Source organism: Actinocatenispora rupis, from assembly GCF_016861975.1.
Classification (GTDB): Bacteria; Actinomycetota; Actinomycetes; order Mycobacteriales; family Micromonosporaceae; genus Actinocatenispora; species Actinocatenispora rupis.
Map to the genome: position 1 here is coordinate 22790 of NZ_BOMB01000009.1, position 20588 is coordinate 43377.

Genomic DNA, 20588 nt, shown 5'->3' on the forward strand with positions numbered 1-20588 from the left:
AAGGCCTGAATGTTATGTTACATAATGTGCGGCAGCTCCTGACCGACCTCGAACAGCGGCTCGACGAGCCCACCGCCCGCGCCCTGGCGACCGCGGTGAGCGCCGCCCTGCGCGACGGCGTACTCGGCGAGGGCGACCGCCTGCCCCCGATCCGTACGGTGGCGACCGAGCTGAAACTCTCGCCCACCACGGTCAGTTCCGCCTGGGCACTGCTCGCCCGCGCCGGCACCATCCGTACCGACGGGCGCCGCGGCACCACGATCGCGCCGCGCCACGCGCCCGGCCCCACCCGGTACCGGCGGGCGTTGGAGCGGTCCACGTCGTTCGCGCTGGACCTGTCCACCGGCGTACCGGATCCGGACCTGTTGCCGGGGCTCGGCCCGGCGCTGCAACGCCTGCACGTCACCGCGTCCCCCGGCAGCTACCTCGACGATCCCGTACTCCCGGACCTGCTCGACGCGCTGCGCGACGACTGGCCGTACCGGGCGGAGCGGATGACGGTGGTGGACGGCGCGATGGACGCGCTGGACGAGATCGCCACGTCGGTGCTGCGGTTCGGGGACCGGGTCGCGGTCGAGCACCCGTGCTTCCCGCCGCTGCTGGACCTGCTCGACGCGGTCGGCGTACGCCCGGTCGGGGTGGCGGTGGACGACGACGGGCCGGTGGTCACCGAGCTCGCCGCGGCCGGCGACGTGGCCGCGTTCTTCCTCCAGCCGCGGGCGCAGAACCCGACCGGCGCCACCCTCACCGCCGAGCGCGCCCGCCAGCTCGCCGCCGTACTCGACGGGTCGGCCGCGGTGGTGGTGGAGGACGACTCGGCCGGCGGCATCGCCGCGCACCCGGCGGTCAGCCTCGGCAGCCGGCTGCCGGACCGCACCATCCACGTCCGCAGCTACTCCAAGTCGCACGGCCCGGACCTGCGGCTCGCCGCGGTCGGCGGCCCGGCGCGGCTGATCGACCCGATCGTGGAGCGGCGGTTCCTCGGCCAGGGCTGGACCAGCCGGCTGCTCCAGCACCTGCTGCTCGACCTGCTCACCCGGCGCGCCTCGATCACCGAGGTCGCCCGCGCCCGCCGGGAGTACGCCCGTCGCCGGGAAGCGGTCGTGCGGCGGTTGGCCGACCGCGGCGTCGAGGTCGGGGGGAGCGAGGGCCTCAACATCTGGGTACCGGTGCGGGACGAGGCCGCGGCGGTGATCCGGCTGGCGAGCGTGGGGATCGGTGCGGCGGCCGGCGGCCCGTTCCACGTACGGGAGGGCGCGGCGCCGCACCTGCGGCTGACCACCGGGCTGCTGCGTACCGGCTTCGCGGACGTCGCGGACCGGGTCGCGGAGGCGGCCGCCGTCGGCGCCTGGGCCAGCCCGCGCTGACCGGTTCCGGTACCCGGCGTGGACATGTCGCCCGTGGCGTACCGGACGGGACGGTGCACCGCAGTACGGTGAGGCGCCGGTGCGGTGCGCCGCGGTCGTCGTACCGTTTGAGCGCAGTGGCCGACGGGCGAGGGGGCGGGCGTGGCCGTAGCGGGTGGTGACGGGGTACGCGAACTGGTGGCGCCGCCGCCCGACCCCGCGGCCGAGCGCGCGCCGACCGGTACCGGCCGGCTGTGGCGGGTCGGCCGGCACGTGCTCGTCCTCGGCTGCTACCTGGCGCTCGCGGTGTGGGTGACGAGCGGCCTGTGGGCGTCGCCGGACACCCGGGCGTTGACCGTCGACCCGGTGGACCAGTCGTTCATGGAGTGGGCGCTGGCGTACGGGGTGCACGTGGTGCGGCACCTGGGCGACCCGTTCTACACGACCCTGGTCAACGCCCCGGTCGGCGCGAACATGATGGCCAACACCTCGATGCTGTTCCCCGGCGTCGTCCTGGCACCGGTGACGCTGCTGTTCGGCCCCGCCGTCTCCTTCGTACTCCTGGAGACGCTGGCGCTGGCCGGCACCGCCGCCGCCTGGTACCTGGTGTTCCGGCGGCGGTTGGGCGTGTCGTGGGGCGCGGCGGCGCTCGGAGCCGGGTTGTGCGGGTTCGCGCCCGGCATGGTGGCGCTGTCGAACACGCACGTGCACATCACCGCGCTGTTCCTGGCTCCTTTCATCGTGTCGCTCGTACTGCCGGGCGACGTGGAGGGCTGGCGGCGGTCGGTGGGTCGCGGCGCGCTGCTCGGCGTCCTGCTGACGCTCCAGGGCCTCACCGGCATGGAGTCCCTGCTGTCGATCGCGCTCGGCACCGGCACCTTCGTCCTGGTGTACGCGCTGCTCGACGTGCCCCGCGCCCGCCGCCTCGCCCGCACCTTCCTGGTACGCGCCGGCACCGGGCTGGTGGTGTCCGTCGTGCTGCTCGGGTACCCGCTGTGGATGATGGTCGCCGGCCCCGGCCACACGACCGGGACGCCGTGGGTGATCAGCGCCTCGGGCACCGACGTCGGCTCCTGGCTGTGGTACGGGTCGTTCGCGCTGGCGGGCGGCCCGGAACGGGCGTCGCTGGCGTACGCGGTGAATCCGATCGAGGAGACCGGTTTCCTCGGGATCGGGCTGGCCGCGCTGCTGCTCGTGCTCGCCGTACGGTTGTGGCGCGACCGTACCGCCCGCGCCCTCGTCCTGACCGGCCTGGTGTTCGTCGTCCTCAGCTTCGGTACGGAGATCGTCGTGTTCGGGGTGCGGACCGGGATTCCGGCGCCGTGGGCGCTGCTGGCGAAGGTGCCGCTGCTGGAGCAGGCGCTGCCGGACCGGGTGGCGCTGGTCGCGGTGACCGCGTTCGGCGCGCTGCTCGCGCTCGGCGTCGACCACGCGCGGCGCACCGGCGTGCGCCGCCCGGTCCGGTACGGGGTGCTCGCGCTCGCGCTGGTGCCGATCCTGCCGGTGCCGCTGCCGACGCAGTACCGGGATCCGATCCCGACGTTCTTCACCGCCGGCACCTGGCGGGCGTACGTGCGGCCCGGGCACACGATGCTGCCCGTACCGATGCTGCGGTCGGTGGACCGGCGCGGCCAGCGCTGGTCGTCCGGTACCGGGGACGAGATCGCCATGCCCGGCGGCGCGATCATGATCCCGGTCGACGGCGGCCAGGCGAACTGGGGCGTCCCGCGCAGCGACCTGACGCGGATGCTCGCCCGGGTCAGTACGACCGGGCGGAAGCCGCCTATCACCGCCGCCGCCCGGGCGAACTCCCGGCGCGACCTCGTCGCCGCCCGTACCGACGTGGTGGTGCTCGACCCGCACACCGGGCACACCGCCGCGGTCCGCGCCACCATCGACGCCGTACTCGGCCATCCCGGCCGGTACGTCGGCGGCGTCTGGGTCTGGCGCACCGGCCTCGCCTGACGCCGAGCCCCACGCCGCGAGCCCGACGCCGCCAGCGCGACGCGGGCGTGACGCCGCGAGCCCGACGCAGCGGGCGTGACGCTCGGCGTGACCGTCGCGGGCAAGGGCGCGACCGGTCCGTGCATGGACCCGCGACCCGACCCGCCAGTACGGTCCGGTCAGGTCGGTCGAAAGGGGACGCCATGCGCAGGATCCGGGCCGTACTCGCCGTTGCCGCCGCCGTACTCGCCGCCCTCGGTGCGGGGCAGGCCGCCGCGGGTGCGGTGATCACCCCGAACGCGGCGGCGTTCGCGCACATCGACGCGTCGGGCTTCACGCTCGACCCGGAGTCCACCGCCGCCTCGTACCAGGGGCTGGTGGGGCGGTTGGAGCAGGACTCCCGCATCCGCACCACCACGCTCGACGCGGTGCTCGGCTCCGGTGTGGTCCGCACCGGGACCTGGCCGCTGTGCCACACCACGCACCTGTCCACGACGTACACGCCGTCCGGGTTCTGCTGGGACCACGACGACGACACCACCGACTACTGGGTACCGCAGGGCGTCACGGGGTCCGGCGACGCGTCGTCCACCGGGTACGTGGACGGCAAGCGGCTGGTGGCGGCGAGCTGGCACGCGCCGTCGGACGCGTTCGCCCGGGTCAGCATCGCGGACTTCACGAAGCCGTCCGCGGGCGTGCCCTACCACCACCTGCTGCTCGTCGAGCCGTACGTCGACGCGTCCGGGCAGCCCAACTTCCGCTCGGTGCAGAACGTGCACGCCGACGGCCTGATGTGGTACGGGAACCGGCTGTTCCTCGCCACCGGTACCCGGTTGCAGGTGTTCAGCCTCGACCACGTCTGGCAGACCGGCACCAGCGGCACGAACGCCGGCAACGTCGGCCTGTACCCCGACGGCGCGTACGCCCGGTGGCACGCGTGGGCGCTGCCGATGATCGCCGAGTACCGGACGGTGTGGGGGCCGAACGGCGGCTGGGTGTCCTGCGCCTCCGCCTCCGGTACGACACCGTGCCTGAACTCGATCAGCCTCGCCCCGGACCGCAGGTCGTTCGTCACAGCCGAGTACTACAGCGCCGCGGCCGCCGGCGGTCGGGTGATCCGCTGGCCGCTCGTCGACACGACCACCGGACTGCCGGAGACCGGCGTCGTGCACGCGACCGAGGCGTACGTCTCGCCGATCTGGCACATGCAGGGCGCCGCGACCGACGGCACCGCGTTCTACCTGACCGGCGACTGCCCCGGTACGCCGCCGTCCGGCACCGACCCGAACGACTGGGTGTGCATCCACAAGGCGCTGCCCGACCAGGCGCCGCACGTCCTCACCCAGGGCCCACCCCTCACCCAGAACCTCTCGTACTGGCCGCAGACCGGTGAACTGTGGGGCATCAACGAGCGCATCAACACCACCGCGGGCGCCCGCGTCGTGTTCAAGATCTACCCCAACGCCTGACCATCCTCCACAGCGGACGGGGGTTCGCATTATCCACAGTGGACAGATGTCCGCGCCGTCCACCGCGGACCGCATGCCGCGCAACGGTAATGCGGTGGACAGCGTGCCTAGGCTGGACGGCATGGGCAGACGTGATCCGGCCGAGCGCAAGCGACTCGACTACCTGCGCGACCGCCGCAACTGGTACGGGGAGAACGACAAGTGCTCCCGGCGCGCCGTGCGGTTCCGCAAGGCTGCCCGGCACCGGTCGGACCGGCGGCACGTGCACGCGGGCCTCGACGCGGTCGGCGAGCGGCCGGACGTCGACCTCGCCGAGGAGGTCGAGATCCGCACTGCGCGGCGGCGTCCGGCCACCTGGCGCAAGTACGCGGACGAGCCGCTGGCGAACGTGCTGACGTACCAGGTGGCGCGGCGGGCCGGGGCGGGGATGACCGGGCGGGACCGCGCCGAGGCGACGATCGCGGGGATCCGGTCCCGGCTGGGGGTGCCGGACGACGGCCGGATGCCGTGCCTGGACGAGCGGACCTGGCACCGGCGCGGTGCGATCGAGCGCTGGCTCGCCCCGCGCCGCTGACACGTCAGGCCGCCGCGGGATAGTCCGGCAGGTCCGGCGCGGTGGCCAGCGACGCGGTGCTGCGGATCAGCATCCGCTGCGCGGCTCGCCGGCTCAGCAGGGCGTTGCGGAAGCGCAGGCCGAGTCCGCTGCTCGGGGCGAGGAAGTGCCCCGGGTTGGCGCCCTTCTGCCACCGCGCCGCGTACGACCGGAGCCGCTGCTCGTACGCCGGGAGCGCGACGCGGTGGTCGCCGCCGGCCGCGGCCAGCTCGCCGGCGAGGACGTACGCGCCGACCACGCCGGTGCCGACGCCCATCCCGCCGAGCGTCACGCCCCACGCCGCGTCGCCGAGCAGCGCCGTACGGCCGGCGGTCCAGTGCGGCACGTGCGCGCGGCTGATCGCGTCGAAGTACAGCTCGGGCGCGTCGCGCAGGCCGGCGAGCAGGTCCGGCACGTGCCACCCCATCCCGTCGAGCGCCGCGGCGACGACCCGCTTCTGCGCCTCCACGTCCTGCCAGTCGTACTGGCGGCGTGGCGCGGTGAACACCGCCATGGCGCCGGCCGTACCGGGGTCGCGGAGGTCGGCGGCGACGGACGCCATCCGCCCCGGCACGTTGTACTGCCGCGGCGTGGCGTCGGCGCCCAGCGTGTTCGGCATGTCCCAGCCGGCGATGCAGTAGCCGAGGTGCTTGACGAACCCCTCCTCCGGCCCGTACGCGAGGGCGCGGACGCCGGAGTGCAGCCCGTCGGCGCCGACGACCAGGTCCACGGTGCGCGACGGGCCGTGCCGGAAGTCGACGTGTACGCCGTCGGCGGCCTCGGTCAGCGCGGTGATCCGGTCGCCGAACACGTACTCGGTGGTCTCGGCGCTGCGCTCGACGAAGACGCGGGACAGGTCGCGCCGGTGCACCTCGATGTCGCCGCCGGCCCACTCGGCGGGCAGCGTGTAGATCACCCGGTCGTGCTCGTCGACGGTGGTCATGGCGCCGCCGTGGGTCTGGAGCGCGCGCAGCTCGTCGAGTACGCCCATGCGGTCGAGGACGGACAGGTGGGTGGGCCCGCGGAAGTCGACCGCGAAGCCGCTGGTGCGCAACGCCGGCGCGGCCTCGACCACGGTGACGCTCGCCCCGTGCCGCCCCATCCAGTACGCGCAGGCGGGTCCGGCCACGCCGGCGCCGGAAATCAGGATTCGCTTGCCCTGCAACGGACGTGCCATGTCGGCTCCCCAGATCAAGAACTGTGTCCCTTGGATACAGATTACTATAGACGCAGATTTTCTCCGGACGCAAGGGAGTCACGATGGGGTACGCCGACGGCAAGGCGGTCGCGCTGCTGTGGGGTGGGCGCGGTGCGCCGCGGCGCGGGCCGAAGCCGACGCTGACGCTGGCCGACATCTCCGCCGCCGGGATCGCCGTCGCGGACGCGGAGGGCGTCGCCGCCGTGACGATGCAACGGGTCGCCGAATCCCTCGGCGTCACCAAGATGGCCCTCTACCGGTACGTTCCGGGCAAGTCCGAGCTGGTCGCGCTGATGACCGACGCCGCGATCGGCGAACCGCCCGAGCTGACCGGCGACGGCTGGCGGCCCCGGCTGGCCGAGTGGGCGCGGCGGATGTTCGCCGAGTTCTGGCGGCACCCGTGGGCGCTGGAGACCACCATCGGCCCCCGCGTGATGGGCCCCAACGAACTGTCCTGGCTGGACGCGGCGATCGCCGCGCTCGACGGCACCGGGCTCGACGGCGCCGACGCCATGGACGCCGCGGTGACCATCGTCGGGCACATCCGGATGGTGGCGCAGCAGGGCGTCGCGTCCCCGGCCGACAACGCGGAGCAGGCGATGGACGCCGCGATGGTCGAGCTGCTGCGCGGCCACGAGGCCGACTTCCCGGCCCTGACCGCCGCGCTGGAATCGGCCAGCCGCAGCGGAAAGCAGGGCCGGGCGTTCGAGTTCGGGCTGGACCGGATCCTCGACGGCATCGCCCACCTCGTCGGTACCCGCGGCTGATCGCCTACGGTGTCCGGCGTGGACGAGGTGGCGGACCTGCCCGCGCTGGTGGACCGGGCGCGGCGGCTGGCGGTACGACCCGGGCCGGCGCTGCTCGGCATCACCGGTGCGCCCGCGGCCGGCAAGAGTACGCTCGCCGCGGCCGTGGTCGCCGCCGTCGACGGGGCCGTACTCGTGCCGATGGACGGGTTCCACCTGGCGAACGCCGAACTGGACCGGCTCGGCCGGCGGGACCGCAAGGGCGCGCCCGACACGTTCGACGCCGCCGGGTACGTGGCGGTCCTGCGCCGCATCCGGTACGGCACCGACCCGGTGGTGTACGCGCCGCGGTTCCACCGCGAGGTCGAGGAGTCGTACGCGGGGGAGATCGCGGTCGAGCGGGCGCGGACCCGGCTCGTCGTCACGGAGGGGAACTACCTGCTGCTGCCGACCGGACCGTGGTCGCCGGTCGCCGGCCTCCTCGACGAGTCCTGGTACGTGGAGCTGGCCGACGAGGTACGGCTGCGGCGCCTCGTCGACCGGCACGTCGCGTACGGCCGGGAGCCGGCGGCGGCGCGCGCCTGGGCCTGCGGTACCGACCAGGTCAACGCGGAGCTGGTCGCGACCACGCGCGGCCTGGCGGATCTGGTGGTACGACTGGATTCCGGGTCCGGTCAGGAGTAGCGGCCGGGGGCCGCGGCCGCCGCGGGTGCGACGGCCGCGGCGGTGCTCACTTGATCCCGGACGAGACCTGGTTGCGGACGAAGTGCCGCTGGAACACCACGTACACGACGGCGACGGGGATCGTGGACAGCGTCGCCAGGGCGAGCTTCAGCGGGAACTGCTGCGCGCCCTGCAACGGTCCGGCGGTCAGCTGCGCGATCCCGAGCGTCAGCGTCTGGTACTTCGGATCGCTTGTGGCGACGAGGAAGTGGGTCAGCTCGTTCCACGAACCCTGGAACGACAGGATGCCCACGGTGATCAGCGACGGCCGCGCCAGCGGCACCATCACCTCCGCGAACGTGCGCAGCACGCCGGCGCCGTCGATCCGCGCCGCGTCCTCCAGCTCCGCCGGTACCTGCTCGAACGCGGTCTTCATCAGCATGATGCCGACCGCGTCGCACAACAGCGGCAGGATCATCCCGGAGTACGAGTCGAACATGCCGAGTTGCTTGAGTACCAGGAACTTCGGGATGAGCAGTACCACGCCCGGCACGGCCATCACGGCCAGCACGCCGGCGGTGACGGCGCGGCGGCCGGGGAAGCGCAACCGGGCCAGGGCGTACCCGGCCATCGAGTCGATGACCAGGCGGCCGACCGTCACCGACAGCGTCACCACGAACGAGTTGACGATCCACCGCACCAGCGGTACGTCGAGCGCCGTGTCGAAGCCGAACGCCTTGCCCCACGCGACGAGCGACAGCGGGTCCGGGATCAGCGACAGCGGGTGCGACGCCGCGTCCGGGTCGGTCTTGAGCGAGTTCGCCACCTGGATCAGGAACGGCCCCAGGTAGAGCACCGTGCCAACGGCGAGCAGCGCGTACCCGACGAGCCGGGCGTACCGTTTGCGTCCGGTCATGAGCGCTCCCGCCCGAACCAGCGCTGCACCGCGGTGAACAGCACGATGATGGCGAACAGCACGAACGCGATCGCCGCGCCGCCGCCGAAGTTCCCGTCCCCGAAACTCGTCGTGTACGACAGGTACGCCGGCGTCAGCGTCGTCTTGCCGGGCGAGCCCTGCGACATCACGTACACCTGGTCGAAGACCTGCCAGCTGCCGATCAGCGCGAGCGTCACCACGAGGACCGTACTGCGGCGCATCAGCGGCAGCGTGACCCCGCGGAACCGTTGCCACGTGGACGCTCCGTCGACCAGCGCCGCCTCCTCCACCTGTACCGGGATGTTCTGCAGCCCGGACAGGAAGAACAGCATGAACGTGCCGGACGACGACCACACGGTCAGCGCGATGATGGCGCACATCGCGACGGACGGACCGGCCAGCCAGTCCCACACGCTGAGCCCCATCCCTTGCGCCGCAAGCCATCCGGGCAGGTGCCCCGGGTCGACGAGGCCGGTGCCGGCCAGCACGATCTGCACCAGCCCGCGCGAGTCGGTGAACCAGGACGGGCCCTGGACGCCCACCAGGGACAGGATCGCGTTCACCGCGCCGCCGCCCTGGAACAGGAACAGGAACGTCACGCCGATGGCCACCGACGAGGTGATCGACGGGAAGTAGAACACGGTACGGAAGAAGCCGCGGCCGCGCAGGATCCGCTGGTTCACCACCAGCGCCAGGCCGAACGACAGCACCGTCACCAGCGGTACGTCCAGGAGCACGTAGTAGAGCGTGTTGCGGACGCTGGTGGCGAAGTCGCGGCGGAGCAGGCCGTCGTGGCCGAGCAGTTCGGAGTAGTTGGCGCCGCCGACGAAGCGGGCGCTGCCGCTGAACGGGTTCGACTGCCCGTCCCAGTGCAGCAGGCTGACCCACAACGCCATCAGCATCGGCGCCACCAGGAACAGCAGGATCACCAGTACGGCCGGCGCGCTGAACAGCACCCCGGCCCGACGCTGCCGTACGGTGTCGGGCGAGCGGCGCCGCCGGTGCACCGGCGGCGCGGCCCGTCGCGTCTGGAGGGCGACCACTACTTCTGCTTCACCGCGTCGTCACCGTTGCGCTGCAACGTGTCCAGCGCCGCCTGCGGCGAGGTACCGCCGGTGAACAGCTTCTCCAGCTGGGTGTCGAAGTCCGCCAGTACGGACGTGAAGCCGGGGATCGACACGGTGCCGCGGGCGTACTCGACGCCGTCGACGACCGCGGTCAGCTTCGGGTCGGTCTGCTTCGCCCACGTCCCGAGGCTCTGCCGCGACGGGATCACGCCGAACGCGTTCATGAACGCCTTCTGCTGCCCCGGCGCGACCAGCGACTTCACCAGGTCGACGGCGAGCTTCTTGTTCGGGCTCTTGGCGGCGATGCCCCAGCAGTTGCTGAACACCGTGGTACCACGGCCCTTCGGCCCGGCGGGCAGCTCGACCGCGGTCCAGTGCACGTTCGGGTAGTCGGACTTGAGCTGACCCTCGACCCAGCCGCCGTCCACGTCCATCGCGGCCTTGCCCTTGCCGAACGCCTCGCCCGGGTTCTGCGCGTCCAGGCTCTTCGGCGTCGCGAAGACCTTCCTCTGCACGTTGCCCTGCAAGTACTTCAGCGCGGCGAGGTTGGCCGGCGAGTTCGCGGTGACCTTGGTGTTGTCCTCGTTCACGAACCAGCCGCCGGCGGCGAGCATGAACGACCCGACCGTGTTGTGGTCACCGCCGACGGTCAGCCCCACGTGGTCCTTGGTCGTCAGCCTGGTGGCGACCTTCGTCAGGTCCGCCCACGTCTTCGGGTAGTCCTTCTCGGTCAGCCCGGCGGCCTTCCACATGTCCGTGTTGATGACCAGCGCGTGCGTGTTCAGGTCCTTCGGCGCGCAGTAGAGCTTCCCCTGGTACGTGTACGCCTGGCGCAGCGCCGGGTAGAAGTCGTCCACAGTGGACTTCGGCAGCTGGTCCCCGTACGGGTAGAGCGAACCCCCGTCCGCGTACTGCTGGAGCATCGTCGGGTCGGTGTAGAAGATGTCCGGCGGAGTACCGCCCGCGAAGCCCTGGGTGAGCTGCTGCGTCAGGTTCTGCGCCGGTACGACCCGCACCTGGTGGCCGGTCCGCTTCTGCCACGCCGCGGCGGCCGCCTTGACCGCGCCCGTCTCCGCCTCGCCGGACGAACCGAACATGATCGTGATCGGCTTGTCCGACCCGCCGTCGCTCTTGGCCGAGTCGTAGCCGCTGCCACAACCGGCCAGCAGCAGTACTGCCGCCGCGCCGGCGGCGATGAGTGCCTTCATTCGGGGGTCCTCAGGGGGTGACCGGGTCGGTGGTGGGATGGATCGAGCTGGCCCGGACCCGGAGCGACGGTGCCAGCACGATGTGACTCTCGGCGGGCGGTTCGCCCGTCAGTTGGTCGATCAGCAGGCGGACCACGTCGGCCCCGACCCGCTCGATCGGTTGCTCCACACTGGACAGTTCGACACCGGGCAGCGCCGCGAACGGTGCGTCGTCGAAGCCGGTGACCCCGATGTCCGCGCCCGGCCGGAGGCCACGCCGGCGCAGTTCCGCCAGGCAGCCCAGGGCCAGTACGTCCGACACGCAGACGAGCGCGGTCGGCGCGTCGGGCCCGTCCAACAGTTCGGCGGCGAGCGCCTGGCCGGTGTCGGACGTGTTGTCGCCGCGGGCGAGCGGGCCCGGTGCCAGGCCGAGCCGTTCGCAGCCGCGCCGCCAGCCGGACACCCGGTCCTCGCCGACCCCGGACCCGGTGGGCCAGCCGACGAAGCCGATCCGCCGGTGACCCTGCTCGTACAGGTGGGTGACGGCGGACTCGACGCCCGCGGCGCCGTCGATGTCCACCCACGGGCCGGGGTCCTCGCCGTCCGACCACGACCGCCCGAACGCCGCGTACGGCACGCCGCGCTCGTGCAGCCACGCCTGCCGCGGGTCGTCCACCGTCGTGTCGGACAGCACGAACCCGTCCACCGCCGCCTCGGCCAGCAGCTCCGCGTACCCGTCGAGGCGGTCGTCCTCGCGGCCTCCGCGGGAGGAAGCACGTCGGCCGGGGTCGCCGCGCTGCGTGGTGAACAGCAGCACGTGGTACCCGCGGGCCTCGGCGGCCTCGGTCACCGCGTGCAAGAACCGGTCCTGTACCGGGTTGAGGTCGGGCCCGCCGCGCGGCTCCATGCAGTACCCGAGGAGCCGGGCGGAGCGCGTGCGCAGGGACCGGGCCACCCGGTTCGGGCGGTACCGCTCGTCGCGGATGGCGCGTTCGACGCGTGCCCGGGTCTCGGGGCGGACCTTGTCGGGCGCGTGCAGGACGTTCCACACGGTCTGCCGGGACACGCCCGCCACCCGCCCGATGCTGGCCATGGTCGGCCCGCTCGGCTCGCTCATCGGCCTCCTGCCTACCTGTGATGTGATCGATCAAATTCGCTACCAGGGGTTGTGTGATCGATCAAACGAGGATTGGATGCTGAGTCAATGACGACTCGCGCCTGGTGTCAAGAGGTAACCCGGAAGAAACCTCGGCCGGCGTGCCGAAGGGAGTACCCGTGCGGCCACAGCCGTTCCTGCACGACCTCGTGACCGTTCTCGCCGCACCGACCGTGGCGCTGTCCGGTCCGGACGGCCAGATGCGCCCCGGCGGCACCCAGGGCGTACTGTGCGCGGACCGTCGGGTGCTCGCCGAGCTCGCCGTCACCCTCGACGGCGCCGAACCCGACCCCGTCGGGTACTCGCTGGGCGCCGGGTCGGACGCGACGTTCACCGCGGTCGGCCGCCGGCTCGGCGACGACGGCGCCGACCCGACCGTACTGCTGCGCCGGGCACGTACCGCGCGGGTCGACGGGGTGACCGAACGGATCACGCTGACCAGCCGCGCGCACGGCGAGGTCCGCACCCGCCTCGCCGTACGGGTGGGGGCCGACCTGGCCGGCCTCGTCGACATCAAGTCCGGCCGTACGGTGCCGCCCGTGTCGCCCAGGCGCCACGGCGACGTGCTGCGCTGGACGCTCGGCGACGCGGGCTCGGCGCTGCGTACCGAGCCGGCGCCGGCCGACGCGACGCTCACCCCGGGCGCCGCCGACCTGTCCTGGGACGTGACCGTACCGCCGGGCGGGTCCTGGGAACTCGTCCTGACGGTGACCGCCGAGGGTTCGGGTGGACCGTTCCGCGCCGCCCCCGGTACGCCGTGGTCGGCGGCGTCGGTGTCGTCCGCGGTCGGCGACCTGGGGCGGGTGGTCGAGCGGGGGCTGGCCGACCTGGCCGGGCTGCCGATGTCCGACCGGGACGTCCCGGCGGACACGTTCGTCGCCGCCGGCAGCCCGTGGTTCTTCACGCTGTTCGGCCGGGATTCCTTGTGGGCGGCCAGAATGCTGCTGCCGCTCGGTACCGAACTGGCCGCCGGCACGCTGCGCGTGCTCGCCCGTACGCAGGGGCGGGCGTTCGACGAGCGGACCGGCGAGGCGCCAGGCAAGATCATCCACGAGATCCGGGGGGAGGACGCCGGGGTCGGCCTGCCGCCGCGCTACTACGGCACCGTCGACGCCACCCCGCTGTGGATCACGACGCTGCGCGACGCCTGGCGCTGGGGCATGCCGCCCGCCGAGGTCACCGACCTGCTCGGGCCGCTGCGCGCCGCGCTCGGCTGGCTCACCGGCCCGGCCGACGCCGACGGCGACGGCTTCCTGGAGTACGTGGACGCGACCGGGTCCGGGCTCGCCAACCAGGGCTGGAAGGACTCCGGCGACGCGATCCAGTGGCCCGACGGGCGGATCGCCGACGCGCCGATCGCCCTCTGCGAGGCGCAGGCGTACGCGTACGAGGCGGCGGTGGCCGGCGCCGAACTGCTCGCCGCGCTCGGCACCGACGACGACGCGGAAACCGTTGCGGCACTGGGGGAGTACGCGACGGCGATGCGCGACCGGTTCCGCGCCGCGTTCTGGGTACGAGACGAGGTCGGGGCGTTCCCGGCGCTGGCGCTGGACGGTGCGAAGCGGCCCGTCGACGTCGCCAGTTCCAACCTCGGGCACCTGCTCGGCACCGGGCTGCTCGACGCCGACGAGGCCGCGCGGGTCGCGACGCGGATCGCCGCCGACGACCTTAGCGACGCGTACGGGCTGCGCACGCTGTCCAACCGCGTCGCCGGCGCCAACCCGCTCGGCTACCACACCGGTACCGTCTGGCCGCACGACACCGCGATCGCCGTCCAGGGCCTCGCCGCGGAAGGGCACGGGGCGGTCGCGTTCCGGCTCGCCGACGGGCTGCTCGCCGCCGCACCGCACTTCGCGTACCGGCTGCCGGAACTGTTCGGCGGGACCGGCCGCGGCGAGCCCGTGCTCGCGTACCCGGCGTCGTGCCGGCCGCAGGCGTGGGCCGCCACCGCGCCCGTCGCGCTGCTGACCGCCGCCCTCGGCCTCCGCCCCGACGTCCCCAACGGCACCCTCACGGTACGGCCGGATCCGGCGTTCGCGAGCTGGTTCCCGCTCACCGCAACGGATCTGCGCGTCGCCGGGCACCCGCTCACGGTGACCGTCGACGCCGCCGGCACCGTACGGGTCGACACCACCGCCCCGCTCACCGTCGTCTGACCCGCCCGGCGCCCGTCGTACGAACGGGCGCCGCGCGGCACCGTGTCCCAGTGGCGCGGTCGCCGCATGCCACGTTCCAGTGGCGCGGTCGCCGCATGCGACCATGCGCGCGGCACCGGCGCCGGGCCGGGATGCGTGTACAGGTCGGTGCGGGGCGCGTCAGAGGATCGGGGCGGTCCAGTCCGTCCAGCGGGCCGTCTGCCGGCGCCACAGGGCCGCCGGCATGTGCCGGGTCAGCGCCGTCACCAGCCCGAAGTGCTTCGCCATCAGGTCCGCCTGCTGAAGCCCGGCCCGCGCCATCGCCTGCGTACGGGGCCGGCGCAGCCGCTCGTACTCGGTGAGCCCGACCGGTACGTCGCCGCCGGCGACCGCGGCGGACAGTACGGCGGCGTCCTCGATCGCCTGGCAGGCGCCCTGACCGAGGTCCGGGGTCTGCGCGTGGGCCGCGTCGCCGAGCAGCGCGACCCGGCCGTGCACGTACCCGGGGAGGGGGTCGAGGACGGTGATGTCGTGGTGCAGCACGGCATCCGGCTTCGTCGCGTCGAGCACGTCGGCGATCGGCGCGTGCCAGCCGGACACCCGGCGGCGCACCTCGGCCAGCTCGTCGGAGTACCGGACGTCGGGGCGCTCGGCGGCGGCGGTGAGGAACCAGTACACCCGGTCGTTGCTCAACGGCAACAGACCGAACTGCAGGTCGCGGTCCATGGTCAGGCCGTCCTCGATCGCGGGCGCGCCGGGGCCGACGACCGCGCGCCACACCGTACGGCCCTCGAAGCGGACCCGCGCGTCCGGCCAGAACCGCTGGCGCAGCACGGAATGCACCCCGTCCGCGGCGACGACCAGGTCCGCGTCGACCGTCCGTTCGCCACCACCCGTCCGGTACGTGACGGTGCCGTCCTCGACGCCGGTGACCGTGGCGCCCGCCCGCAACGCGTCGGCCGGCAGCGCGTCGCACAGCACCCGGTGCAGGTCCGCGCGATGCACCATGAGCACCGGTACGTCACCGGAATGCTTGTGCCGCAACCACTTCCCGTCCGGCAGCCGGATGCCGGCGCGGGACAGCGCGGTCACGCCGACCGCGCGCACGGCGGCACCGACCCCGATCGCGTCGAGCGCGGACAGCGCGTTCGGCCAGAGGGAGAGGCCGGCGCCGACCTCGCCGAGCACGTCCGCCCGTTCCAGGACGAGGGGTTCGACACCGACCCGGTGCAGGCCGATCGCCGCGCACAACCCGCCGATCCCGCCCCCGACCACGACCGCCCGCATCCGCCGCCCCCGTCCCCGTACGTCCGGTCCGACACGGTCACGCTACGCCCGGCCGACCGGTACGGAACCGTCCCGTGGCGTACGGAACACCGGCCGGACCCGGGTGCGCCTCAGAGGTCCTGACAGAAAGGACTGTCGGCGCCTGGCGGACTCAGGACGACGCTGCCGGTATGCGACTGCACCTCCGCCTTGGCAGCCCCGCCCTGAGTCTCGCCAGCCCACGCCTTTCTGTCAGGACCGCTACGGTACGAAGCGGGCCACGCCGCCGGCGAGCGTGCCGTTGCGGCAGGCGAGTTCCGGGCGGATGAGGGCGCCGCCGGCCGGCAACGCGGCCAGCCCCAGGTCGAGCCCGGCGAGGATCAGCACCCGCCGCTCGCCGCGCGCCAGCGCCGCCCACCCGGCCGGCAGTTCGACCGGACCGGCCGCCAGCGGACTCGCCGACGGCCACGCGATCGTCAGCTCGTCGCCCGCGCCCAGCGACACCGACCAGCCGTGCAACACCGGCAGCACCGGTACGCCCAGGTCGAGCACCAGGTCCATGCCGCGCTCCAGCAGCGCCGTCATGAACGCGCTGACGTCCTCGCCGCCCAACGAGCCCACGACCGAATGTGCGGTGTCCTCCAGCAGGACGACGCCGTGGTCGCCGCCGGACGCGTCCTCCCAGAGCGCCGTCCGTACGAGCAGATCGATACCGATCATGCGATCACCGCTACCCGGGTGTCCGCGCGGTCGCCCGCGCTCGCCTCCGCTACCTGGTACCGACCACCGTACTTCGGACCGGCGGTGCTGCGGGATGATCATCGGATTCGCCCCGCCCTCACCACGTTCCGCCACGGTCGCGCCGCGGTCCGGTGTCAGGCGGTGGCGACGCCGACCGCGGTCATGATCATGGCCGCGGCGAGCAGTACGGCACCGCCGACGGTCAGCGTGTTGCCGTGCGACCAGCCGCCGCGCCGCCCGATCGCCAGGTGTACGAAGAACCCGCCGGACTGCGCCAGTACGCCGACGAGCAGCAGCAGGCACAGGATCCAGCGTGCGGTCACGCCGAGGCCACCGTGCCGGGACAGGTCGAGTACGACGAGGGTCAGGACGAGCAGCACGCCGGCGTGTGCGTGCCCGGCCCGGAACGCGTTGGTCTGGTGGTCGGTCAGCTTGCCGGTCGGCAGCAGCCGGAGCAGCGAGTAGCCACCGAACATGACGGTCGGCACGGCGACCAGCGCGATGACGGTGAACAGGGTGATCGGGTCCATGACCGTCCCTCCGATGCAATCTTGTCGCTGACCAGATTGCGCCACGGACCTCATCTTGTCAATGGCTAGATTTGCTCGCGGGGCGAGAGGCCTGCCGCGGTCAGGCGGCGGCGAGCAGCGGTTCCGCCCGGTGCAGCGTGACCGTCGGCGGATGCGCCAGCGTGGCCAGCGTCGCGTGGTACCCGACCGGTACCGGCACCGCGGTCAGGTGGATCGGCGCCGACGGCCAGCCGTCCGGCGGCGAGAGCACGCGCACCGCCTTACCCTCGCAGGACAGCGCCTCGAACGGCACGGTCAGCCCGTGCCCGGTCAACTTGACCGTCGCCTCCTTGCGCGTCCACAACGTCAGGAACGGCAGCCCGCTCGCCCGCTCGTCCGCGGTGAGTACCCGGTCGGTCAGGTTGGCGGTGGTCGCCCGGCGGTCGGCCTCCTCCACGTCGAGCCCGACCCGGCACTCCGCGGACAGTGCCAGCGCGACCAGCGTGCCGCTGTGCGAGACGGAGAAGTCCAGCTCGGGGCGGCCCGCGTAGGACGGCTTGCCGTGCCCGGTGTCGGCACACAACCGGCAGGTACGGTCGATCACGACGTCCCCGACCGGTACGCCCAGGCGTGCGGCGCCGACGACCCGCTGCACCGCGCGCGACACCACGAACAGCCGCCGCGCCGGCTCCGAACGGAACCGCCCGGCCCGCTCGACCTCCGCGTCGGACAGCAGCCGCTCCGCCCGCTCCGCCGCGGACACGTCCGCCGTCCACACCTCCACCGCCGCCACGCGCGCCACGGTACCGACAGCGCCCGGGCCCGGGTACGGAGCGTCGCTCCGACGTGTGGCGGGGCCCGCCGTACCGGCGGATCGCCGATCCGTACGTGACCAGGCTTGTTACGGTGCCGGCGTGGTGGAGGTGGCGGTCGGGCTGCTCGGGCCGTTCGAGGTCCGGGTCGACGGGCGCGCGGTGCCCGTACCGGCCGGGCGGCAGCGGGTGCTGCTCGCCGCTCTCGCCCTGTCCGCCGGCCGAGTCGTGTCGGTCGACGCGCTGGCCGAGGCGCTGTGGGGCGCCGACCAGCCGCACGACCCGCGCAACGCGGTACAGGTGGCGGTGTTCCGGCTGCGGCGGCTGCTCGGCCCGGACCGGGTCCGCACCGTGCCCGGCGGGTACCGGCTGGATCTGGACCGGGCGTGCGTCGACGCGCTGCGGTTCGTCGACCTCGCCGACGATCCGGAGGCGGCGCTGGCGCTGTGGCGGGGCGAACCGCTCACCGGCGTGCCGTCCGACGCGCTGCACCGCGACCACGTGCCCGGCCTGACCGAGGCGTACCTGGCGGCGATGGAGCGGCGCGACCCCGTCACGGCGCTCGCCGACCTGCACGAGCTGACCGCCCGGTACCCGCTGCGCGAGTCGCTGTGGCTGGGCCTGCTCACCGGGCTGGCGCGGACCGGACGGCAGGCCGAGGCGCTCGCCGGGTACGACCGGGTGCGCCGGCTGCTCGCCGACTCGCTCGGCACCGACCCGTCGCCGGAACTGCGCCGGCTGCACCGCGAACTGCTCGACGCGGACCTGGCCGGGGCCCGGTCCGGCCGCGGCGATCCGCTGCCGGTGCCGCGGCAGCTTCCGCCGGACCTGGCCGGGTTCACCGGCCGCGACGCGGACCTGGCCGCCCTCGACGAGGCCGCGTCGGGTGGCCTGGTTCCGTTGCCGGACAACGGTTCCGGCGGTCGGGCCGGCGCGGTGGTGGCGGTGCACGGCGCCGGTGGCGTCGGCAAGACGGCCCTGGCCGTACGGTGGGCGCACCGGGTCGCCGACCGCTTCCCCGACGGCCAGCTCCACCTCGACCTGCGCGGGTACGGGCCGGACGACCCGGTCGCGCCGGACGTCGCGCTCGACGTACTGCTCCGTGCGCTCGGCGTACCGCCGAAGCGGGTGCCGGCGGGAACGGCGGAACGGTCCGCGCTGCTGCGTACCCGGCTCGCGGACCGGCGGGTGCTGCTGCTGCTCGACAACGCCCGCGACGCCGACCAGGTACGCCCGCTGCTGCCCGGCGGCGCGAACCTGGTGCTGGTGACCAGCCGCAGCGAGCTGCGCGGCCTCGCCGTACGCGACGGTGCGGTCCGGCACCACCTGCACGAGCTGCCGGACACCGAGTCGGTCGCCCTCGTCCGCTCGGTACTCGGCGCCGCGCGTACCGCGGGGGAGCCGGCGGCGGTGGCGGAACTCGTTGCGCTGTGCGGAAACCTGCCGCTGGCCATCGTGATCGCGGCGCAGCAGGCCGCCCGGTACCCGGACTGGGCGCTGGCCGAGTCGGTGGCCGAACTGCGGGCGGCGCGGGACCGGCTCGACGCGCTCGGCGACGGGACCGACCCGGCGACCGACCCGCGTACCGTCTTCTCCTGGTCGTACGACGCGCTCGACCCGGACGCGGCGCGCGCGTTCCGTTGCCTGGGCGCGCATCCGGCGCCGGAGGTCGAGCTGGGCGCGGCGGCGGCGCTGCTCGGGCAGGACACCGGCCCGACCCGGCGGCTGCTGGACCGGCTGGTGTCCGTGCACCTGGTGGGCCGGTCCGGGCCGCGACGGTACCGGCTGCACGACCTGGTCCACCTGTTCGCCGCGGAACGGGCCGACGCCGACCCGCCCGGCCCCGACGCCACCGCCCGGCTGCTCGACTGGTACCGGCGGACGGTGGACAACGCGCGGATCGCCGCGTTCGGCTCCGCGCCGGTGGAGACGCCCGGCGACGGGGGGACGTTCACCGACGGCGCCGAGGCCGTCCGCTGGTACGAGCGGAACCGGCCGACGCTGCTCGCCGTACTCCGGCACGCCCTCGACACCGGGTACGACGCGGCCGTGGTCCGGCTCGCCTGGCTGCTCCAGGACCTCCAGTCGGCGCGGCACCACGCCGCCGACAAGCTGCGCTGCGCCGACGCCGCCGTACGCGCGGCCGACCGGTCCGGTGACTCCGTCGACCGGGCCCGCGCGCGGTTCCTGACCGGGTGCGCGCAGCACTCGCTGGGCGCGAACGAGACGGCCATCGACTGGCACCGCCGCGCCCTCGCCGAACTGCCGGACGATCCGGGGCTCGCCTCGTCGATCCGGTCCGCGATGGGCCTGGCGCAGCTCGACGCCGGCGACCAGGCCGGCGCGATCGAGTCCCAGTCCCATTCGGTACGCATCGCGCGCGGTCTCGGTCGCCCGCTGCGGCTGGCGCATTCCCTGCTGAACCTGGCGGTCGCCGAGGACGCCAGCGGCGCGCACGCGCGTTCGGCCGACCACAACCGGGAGGCGCTCGCCCTCTACCGCGCCGAGTCCGCCACGTACCACGAGGGTCTGGTGCTGGCGAACCTGTCCGAGAACATGCTCGCCCTCGCCCGGTACGACGAGGCGCTGGCGTACGCCGCCGACGCGCTGCGGGCACTGTCCGATGTGGACGACACGTTCGCGGTGCCGAACGCGCTGATCGCGCACGGCCGCGCGCTCGCCGCCGTCGGCCGCACCGACGACGCGCGGGCCGCGTACCGGCGCGCGCACGACATCCTGGACCGGGCCGACCAGCCGCGCGTCGCGGAGGCCGCCGAGCTGCTCGCCGGCCTCGACGCCCCGCAACCCGCCCGGCCCTGA

The 20588-nt window shown here is 73.8% G+C and carries 17 protein-coding genes; 8 read left to right on the forward strand and 9 right to left on the reverse strand.

Features of this window, described 5'->3' with window-relative positions; all coding sequences use genetic code 11:
• Window positions 1-26 precede the first annotated feature (26 nt).
• From Aru02nite_RS07840 to Aru02nite_RS07855, 4 genes are all read left to right on the forward strand, one after another.
• A complete protein-coding gene (locus Aru02nite_RS07840; RefSeq protein WP_239076503.1) occupies window positions 27-1367 on the forward strand; it encodes an aminotransferase class I/II-fold pyridoxal phosphate-dependent enzyme in 1341 nt (446 codons plus the stop codon).
• 141 nt (window positions 1368-1508) lie between these two features.
• Complete coding sequence (locus Aru02nite_RS07845) at window positions 1509-3311, forward strand: hypothetical protein (protein ID WP_203656125.1); 1803 nt, start codon at window positions 1509-1511, stop codon at window positions 3309-3311.
• Between the two features lie 182 nt (window positions 3312-3493).
• Window positions 3494-4759 carry a hypothetical protein gene (locus Aru02nite_RS07850; protein WP_203656128.1) on the forward strand — a complete coding sequence of 422 codons (1266 nt, stop codon included), beginning with the start codon at window positions 3494-3496 and terminating at the stop codon, window positions 4757-4759.
• A gap of 121 nt (window positions 4760-4880) precedes the next feature.
• A complete protein-coding gene (locus Aru02nite_RS07855) occupies window positions 4881-5333 on the forward strand; it encodes a hypothetical protein (protein ID WP_203656130.1) in 453 nt (150 codons plus the stop codon).
• A 4-nt stretch (window positions 5334-5337) separates the two neighbouring features.
• On the opposite strand, the gene Aru02nite_RS07860 is transcribed toward Aru02nite_RS07855, so the two are convergent.
• Entirely contained in the window at window positions 5338-6528 is a 1191-nt protein-coding gene (locus tag Aru02nite_RS07860) for an FAD-dependent monooxygenase (RefSeq protein ID WP_203656132.1), read from the reverse strand.
• A gap of 83 nt (window positions 6529-6611) precedes the next feature.
• Between Aru02nite_RS07860 and Aru02nite_RS07865 the strand changes: the two genes are divergently transcribed.
• Both Aru02nite_RS07865 and Aru02nite_RS07870 read left to right on the forward strand, forming a co-directional pair.
• Window positions 6612-7316 (forward strand): TetR/AcrR family transcriptional regulator, encoded by a 705-nt coding sequence (locus tag Aru02nite_RS07865; protein WP_203656134.1) that lies wholly within the window; start codon window positions 6612-6614, stop codon window positions 7314-7316.
• A gap of 9 nt (window positions 7317-7325) precedes the next feature.
• Window positions 7326-7979 (forward strand): nucleoside/nucleotide kinase family protein, encoded by a 654-nt coding sequence (locus Aru02nite_RS07870; RefSeq protein WP_373324856.1) that lies wholly within the window; start codon window positions 7326-7328, stop codon window positions 7977-7979.
• A 46-nt stretch (window positions 7980-8025) separates the two neighbouring features.
• On the opposite strand, the gene Aru02nite_RS07875 is transcribed toward Aru02nite_RS07870, so the two are convergent.
• The 4 genes from Aru02nite_RS07875 to Aru02nite_RS07890 are packed head-to-tail and all read right to left on the reverse strand — an operon-like array spanning window position 8026 to window position 12266.
• On the reverse strand, window positions 8026-8874 hold the full coding sequence (locus Aru02nite_RS07875; protein ID WP_203656138.1) for a carbohydrate ABC transporter permease: 849 nt from the start codon (window positions 8872-8874) through the stop codon (window positions 8026-8028).
• A complete protein-coding gene (locus Aru02nite_RS07880) occupies window positions 8871-9938 on the reverse strand; it encodes a carbohydrate ABC transporter permease (protein WP_239076504.1) in 1068 nt (355 codons plus the stop codon). Before Aru02nite_RS07880 ends, Aru02nite_RS07875 begins: the two co-directional genes overlap by 4 nt.
• Window positions 9938-11170, reverse strand: coding sequence for a sugar ABC transporter substrate-binding protein (locus Aru02nite_RS07885; protein ID WP_203656140.1), 1233 nt, complete (start codon window positions 11168-11170; stop codon window positions 9938-9940). Before Aru02nite_RS07885 ends, Aru02nite_RS07880 begins: the two co-directional genes overlap by 1 nt.
• Before the next feature lie 10 nt (window positions 11171-11180).
• Entirely contained in the window at window positions 11181-12266 is a 1086-nt protein-coding gene (locus tag Aru02nite_RS07890; RefSeq protein ID WP_203656142.1) for a LacI family DNA-binding transcriptional regulator, read from the reverse strand.
• 158 nt (window positions 12267-12424) lie between these two features.
• Here Aru02nite_RS07890 and Aru02nite_RS07895 point away from each other — a divergent pair, with 158 nt between their 5' ends.
• Window positions 12425-14461 carry an amylo-alpha-1,6-glucosidase gene (locus Aru02nite_RS07895; RefSeq protein WP_203656143.1) on the forward strand — a complete coding sequence of 679 codons (2037 nt, stop codon included), beginning with the start codon at window positions 12425-12427 and terminating at the stop codon, window positions 14459-14461.
• A 159-nt stretch (window positions 14462-14620) separates the two neighbouring features.
• Here the strand turns inward: Aru02nite_RS07895 and Aru02nite_RS07900 are convergent, their stop codons facing one another.
• From Aru02nite_RS07900 to Aru02nite_RS07915, 4 genes are all read right to left on the reverse strand, one after another.
• Window positions 14621-15727 carry an FAD-dependent monooxygenase gene (locus tag Aru02nite_RS07900; RefSeq protein ID WP_203656144.1) on the reverse strand — a complete coding sequence of 369 codons (1107 nt, stop codon included), beginning with the start codon at window positions 15725-15727 and terminating at the stop codon, window positions 14621-14623.
• A 240-nt stretch (window positions 15728-15967) separates the two neighbouring features.
• Complete coding sequence (locus tag Aru02nite_RS07905) at window positions 15968-16426, reverse strand: hypothetical protein (protein WP_203656145.1); 459 nt, start codon at window positions 16424-16426, stop codon at window positions 15968-15970.
• A gap of 155 nt (window positions 16427-16581) precedes the next feature.
• Complete coding sequence (locus Aru02nite_RS07910) at window positions 16582-16977, reverse strand: hypothetical protein (RefSeq protein ID WP_203656146.1); 396 nt, start codon at window positions 16975-16977, stop codon at window positions 16582-16584.
• A 100-nt stretch (window positions 16978-17077) separates the two neighbouring features.
• Entirely contained in the window at window positions 17078-17749 is a 672-nt protein-coding gene (locus Aru02nite_RS07915) for a 4'-phosphopantetheinyl transferase family protein (protein ID WP_203656150.1), read from the reverse strand.
• Window positions 17750-17870: 121 nt separating this feature from the next.
• Here Aru02nite_RS07915 and Aru02nite_RS07920 point away from each other — a divergent pair, with 121 nt between their 5' ends.
• Entirely contained in the window at window positions 17871-20588 is a 2718-nt protein-coding gene (locus Aru02nite_RS07920; protein WP_203656153.1) for an AfsR/SARP family transcriptional regulator, read from the forward strand.

Excerpts from the sequence above, each read along its gene's own strand:
- Aru02nite_RS07905 (WP_203656145.1), bottom strand. The coding sequence starts at position 16,426 with ATGATCGGTATCGATCTGCTCGTACGGACGGCGCTCTGGGAGGACGCG.
- Aru02nite_RS07890 (WP_203656142.1), bottom strand. The coding sequence starts at position 12,266 with ATGAGCGAGCCGAGCGGGCCGACCATGGCCAGCATCGGGCGGGTGGCG.
- Aru02nite_RS07865 (WP_203656134.1), top strand. The coding sequence starts at position 6,612 with ATGGGGTACGCCGACGGCAAGGCGGTCGCGCTGCTGTGGGGTGGGCGC.
- Aru02nite_RS07910 (WP_203656146.1), bottom strand. The coding sequence starts at position 16,977 with ATGGACCCGATCACCCTGTTCACCGTCATCGCGCTGGTCGCCGTGCCG.
- Aru02nite_RS07885 (WP_203656140.1), bottom strand. The coding sequence starts at position 11,170 with ATGAAGGCACTCATCGCCGCCGGCGCGGCGGCAGTACTGCTGCTGGCC.
- Aru02nite_RS07875 (WP_203656138.1), bottom strand. The coding sequence starts at position 8,874 with ATGACCGGACGCAAACGGTACGCCCGGCTCGTCGGGTACGCGCTGCTC.
- Aru02nite_RS07850 (WP_203656128.1), top strand. The coding sequence starts at position 3,494 with ATGCGCAGGATCCGGGCCGTACTCGCCGTTGCCGCCGCCGTACTCGCC.
- Aru02nite_RS07900 (WP_203656144.1), bottom strand. The coding sequence starts at position 15,727 with ATGCGGGCGGTCGTGGTCGGGGGCGGGATCGGCGGGTTGTGCGCGGCG.
- Aru02nite_RS07860 (WP_203656132.1), bottom strand. The coding sequence starts at position 6,528 with ATGGCACGTCCGTTGCAGGGCAAGCGAATCCTGATTTCCGGCGCCGGC.
- Aru02nite_RS07855 (WP_203656130.1), top strand. The coding sequence starts at position 4,881 with ATGGGCAGACGTGATCCGGCCGAGCGCAAGCGACTCGACTACCTGCGC.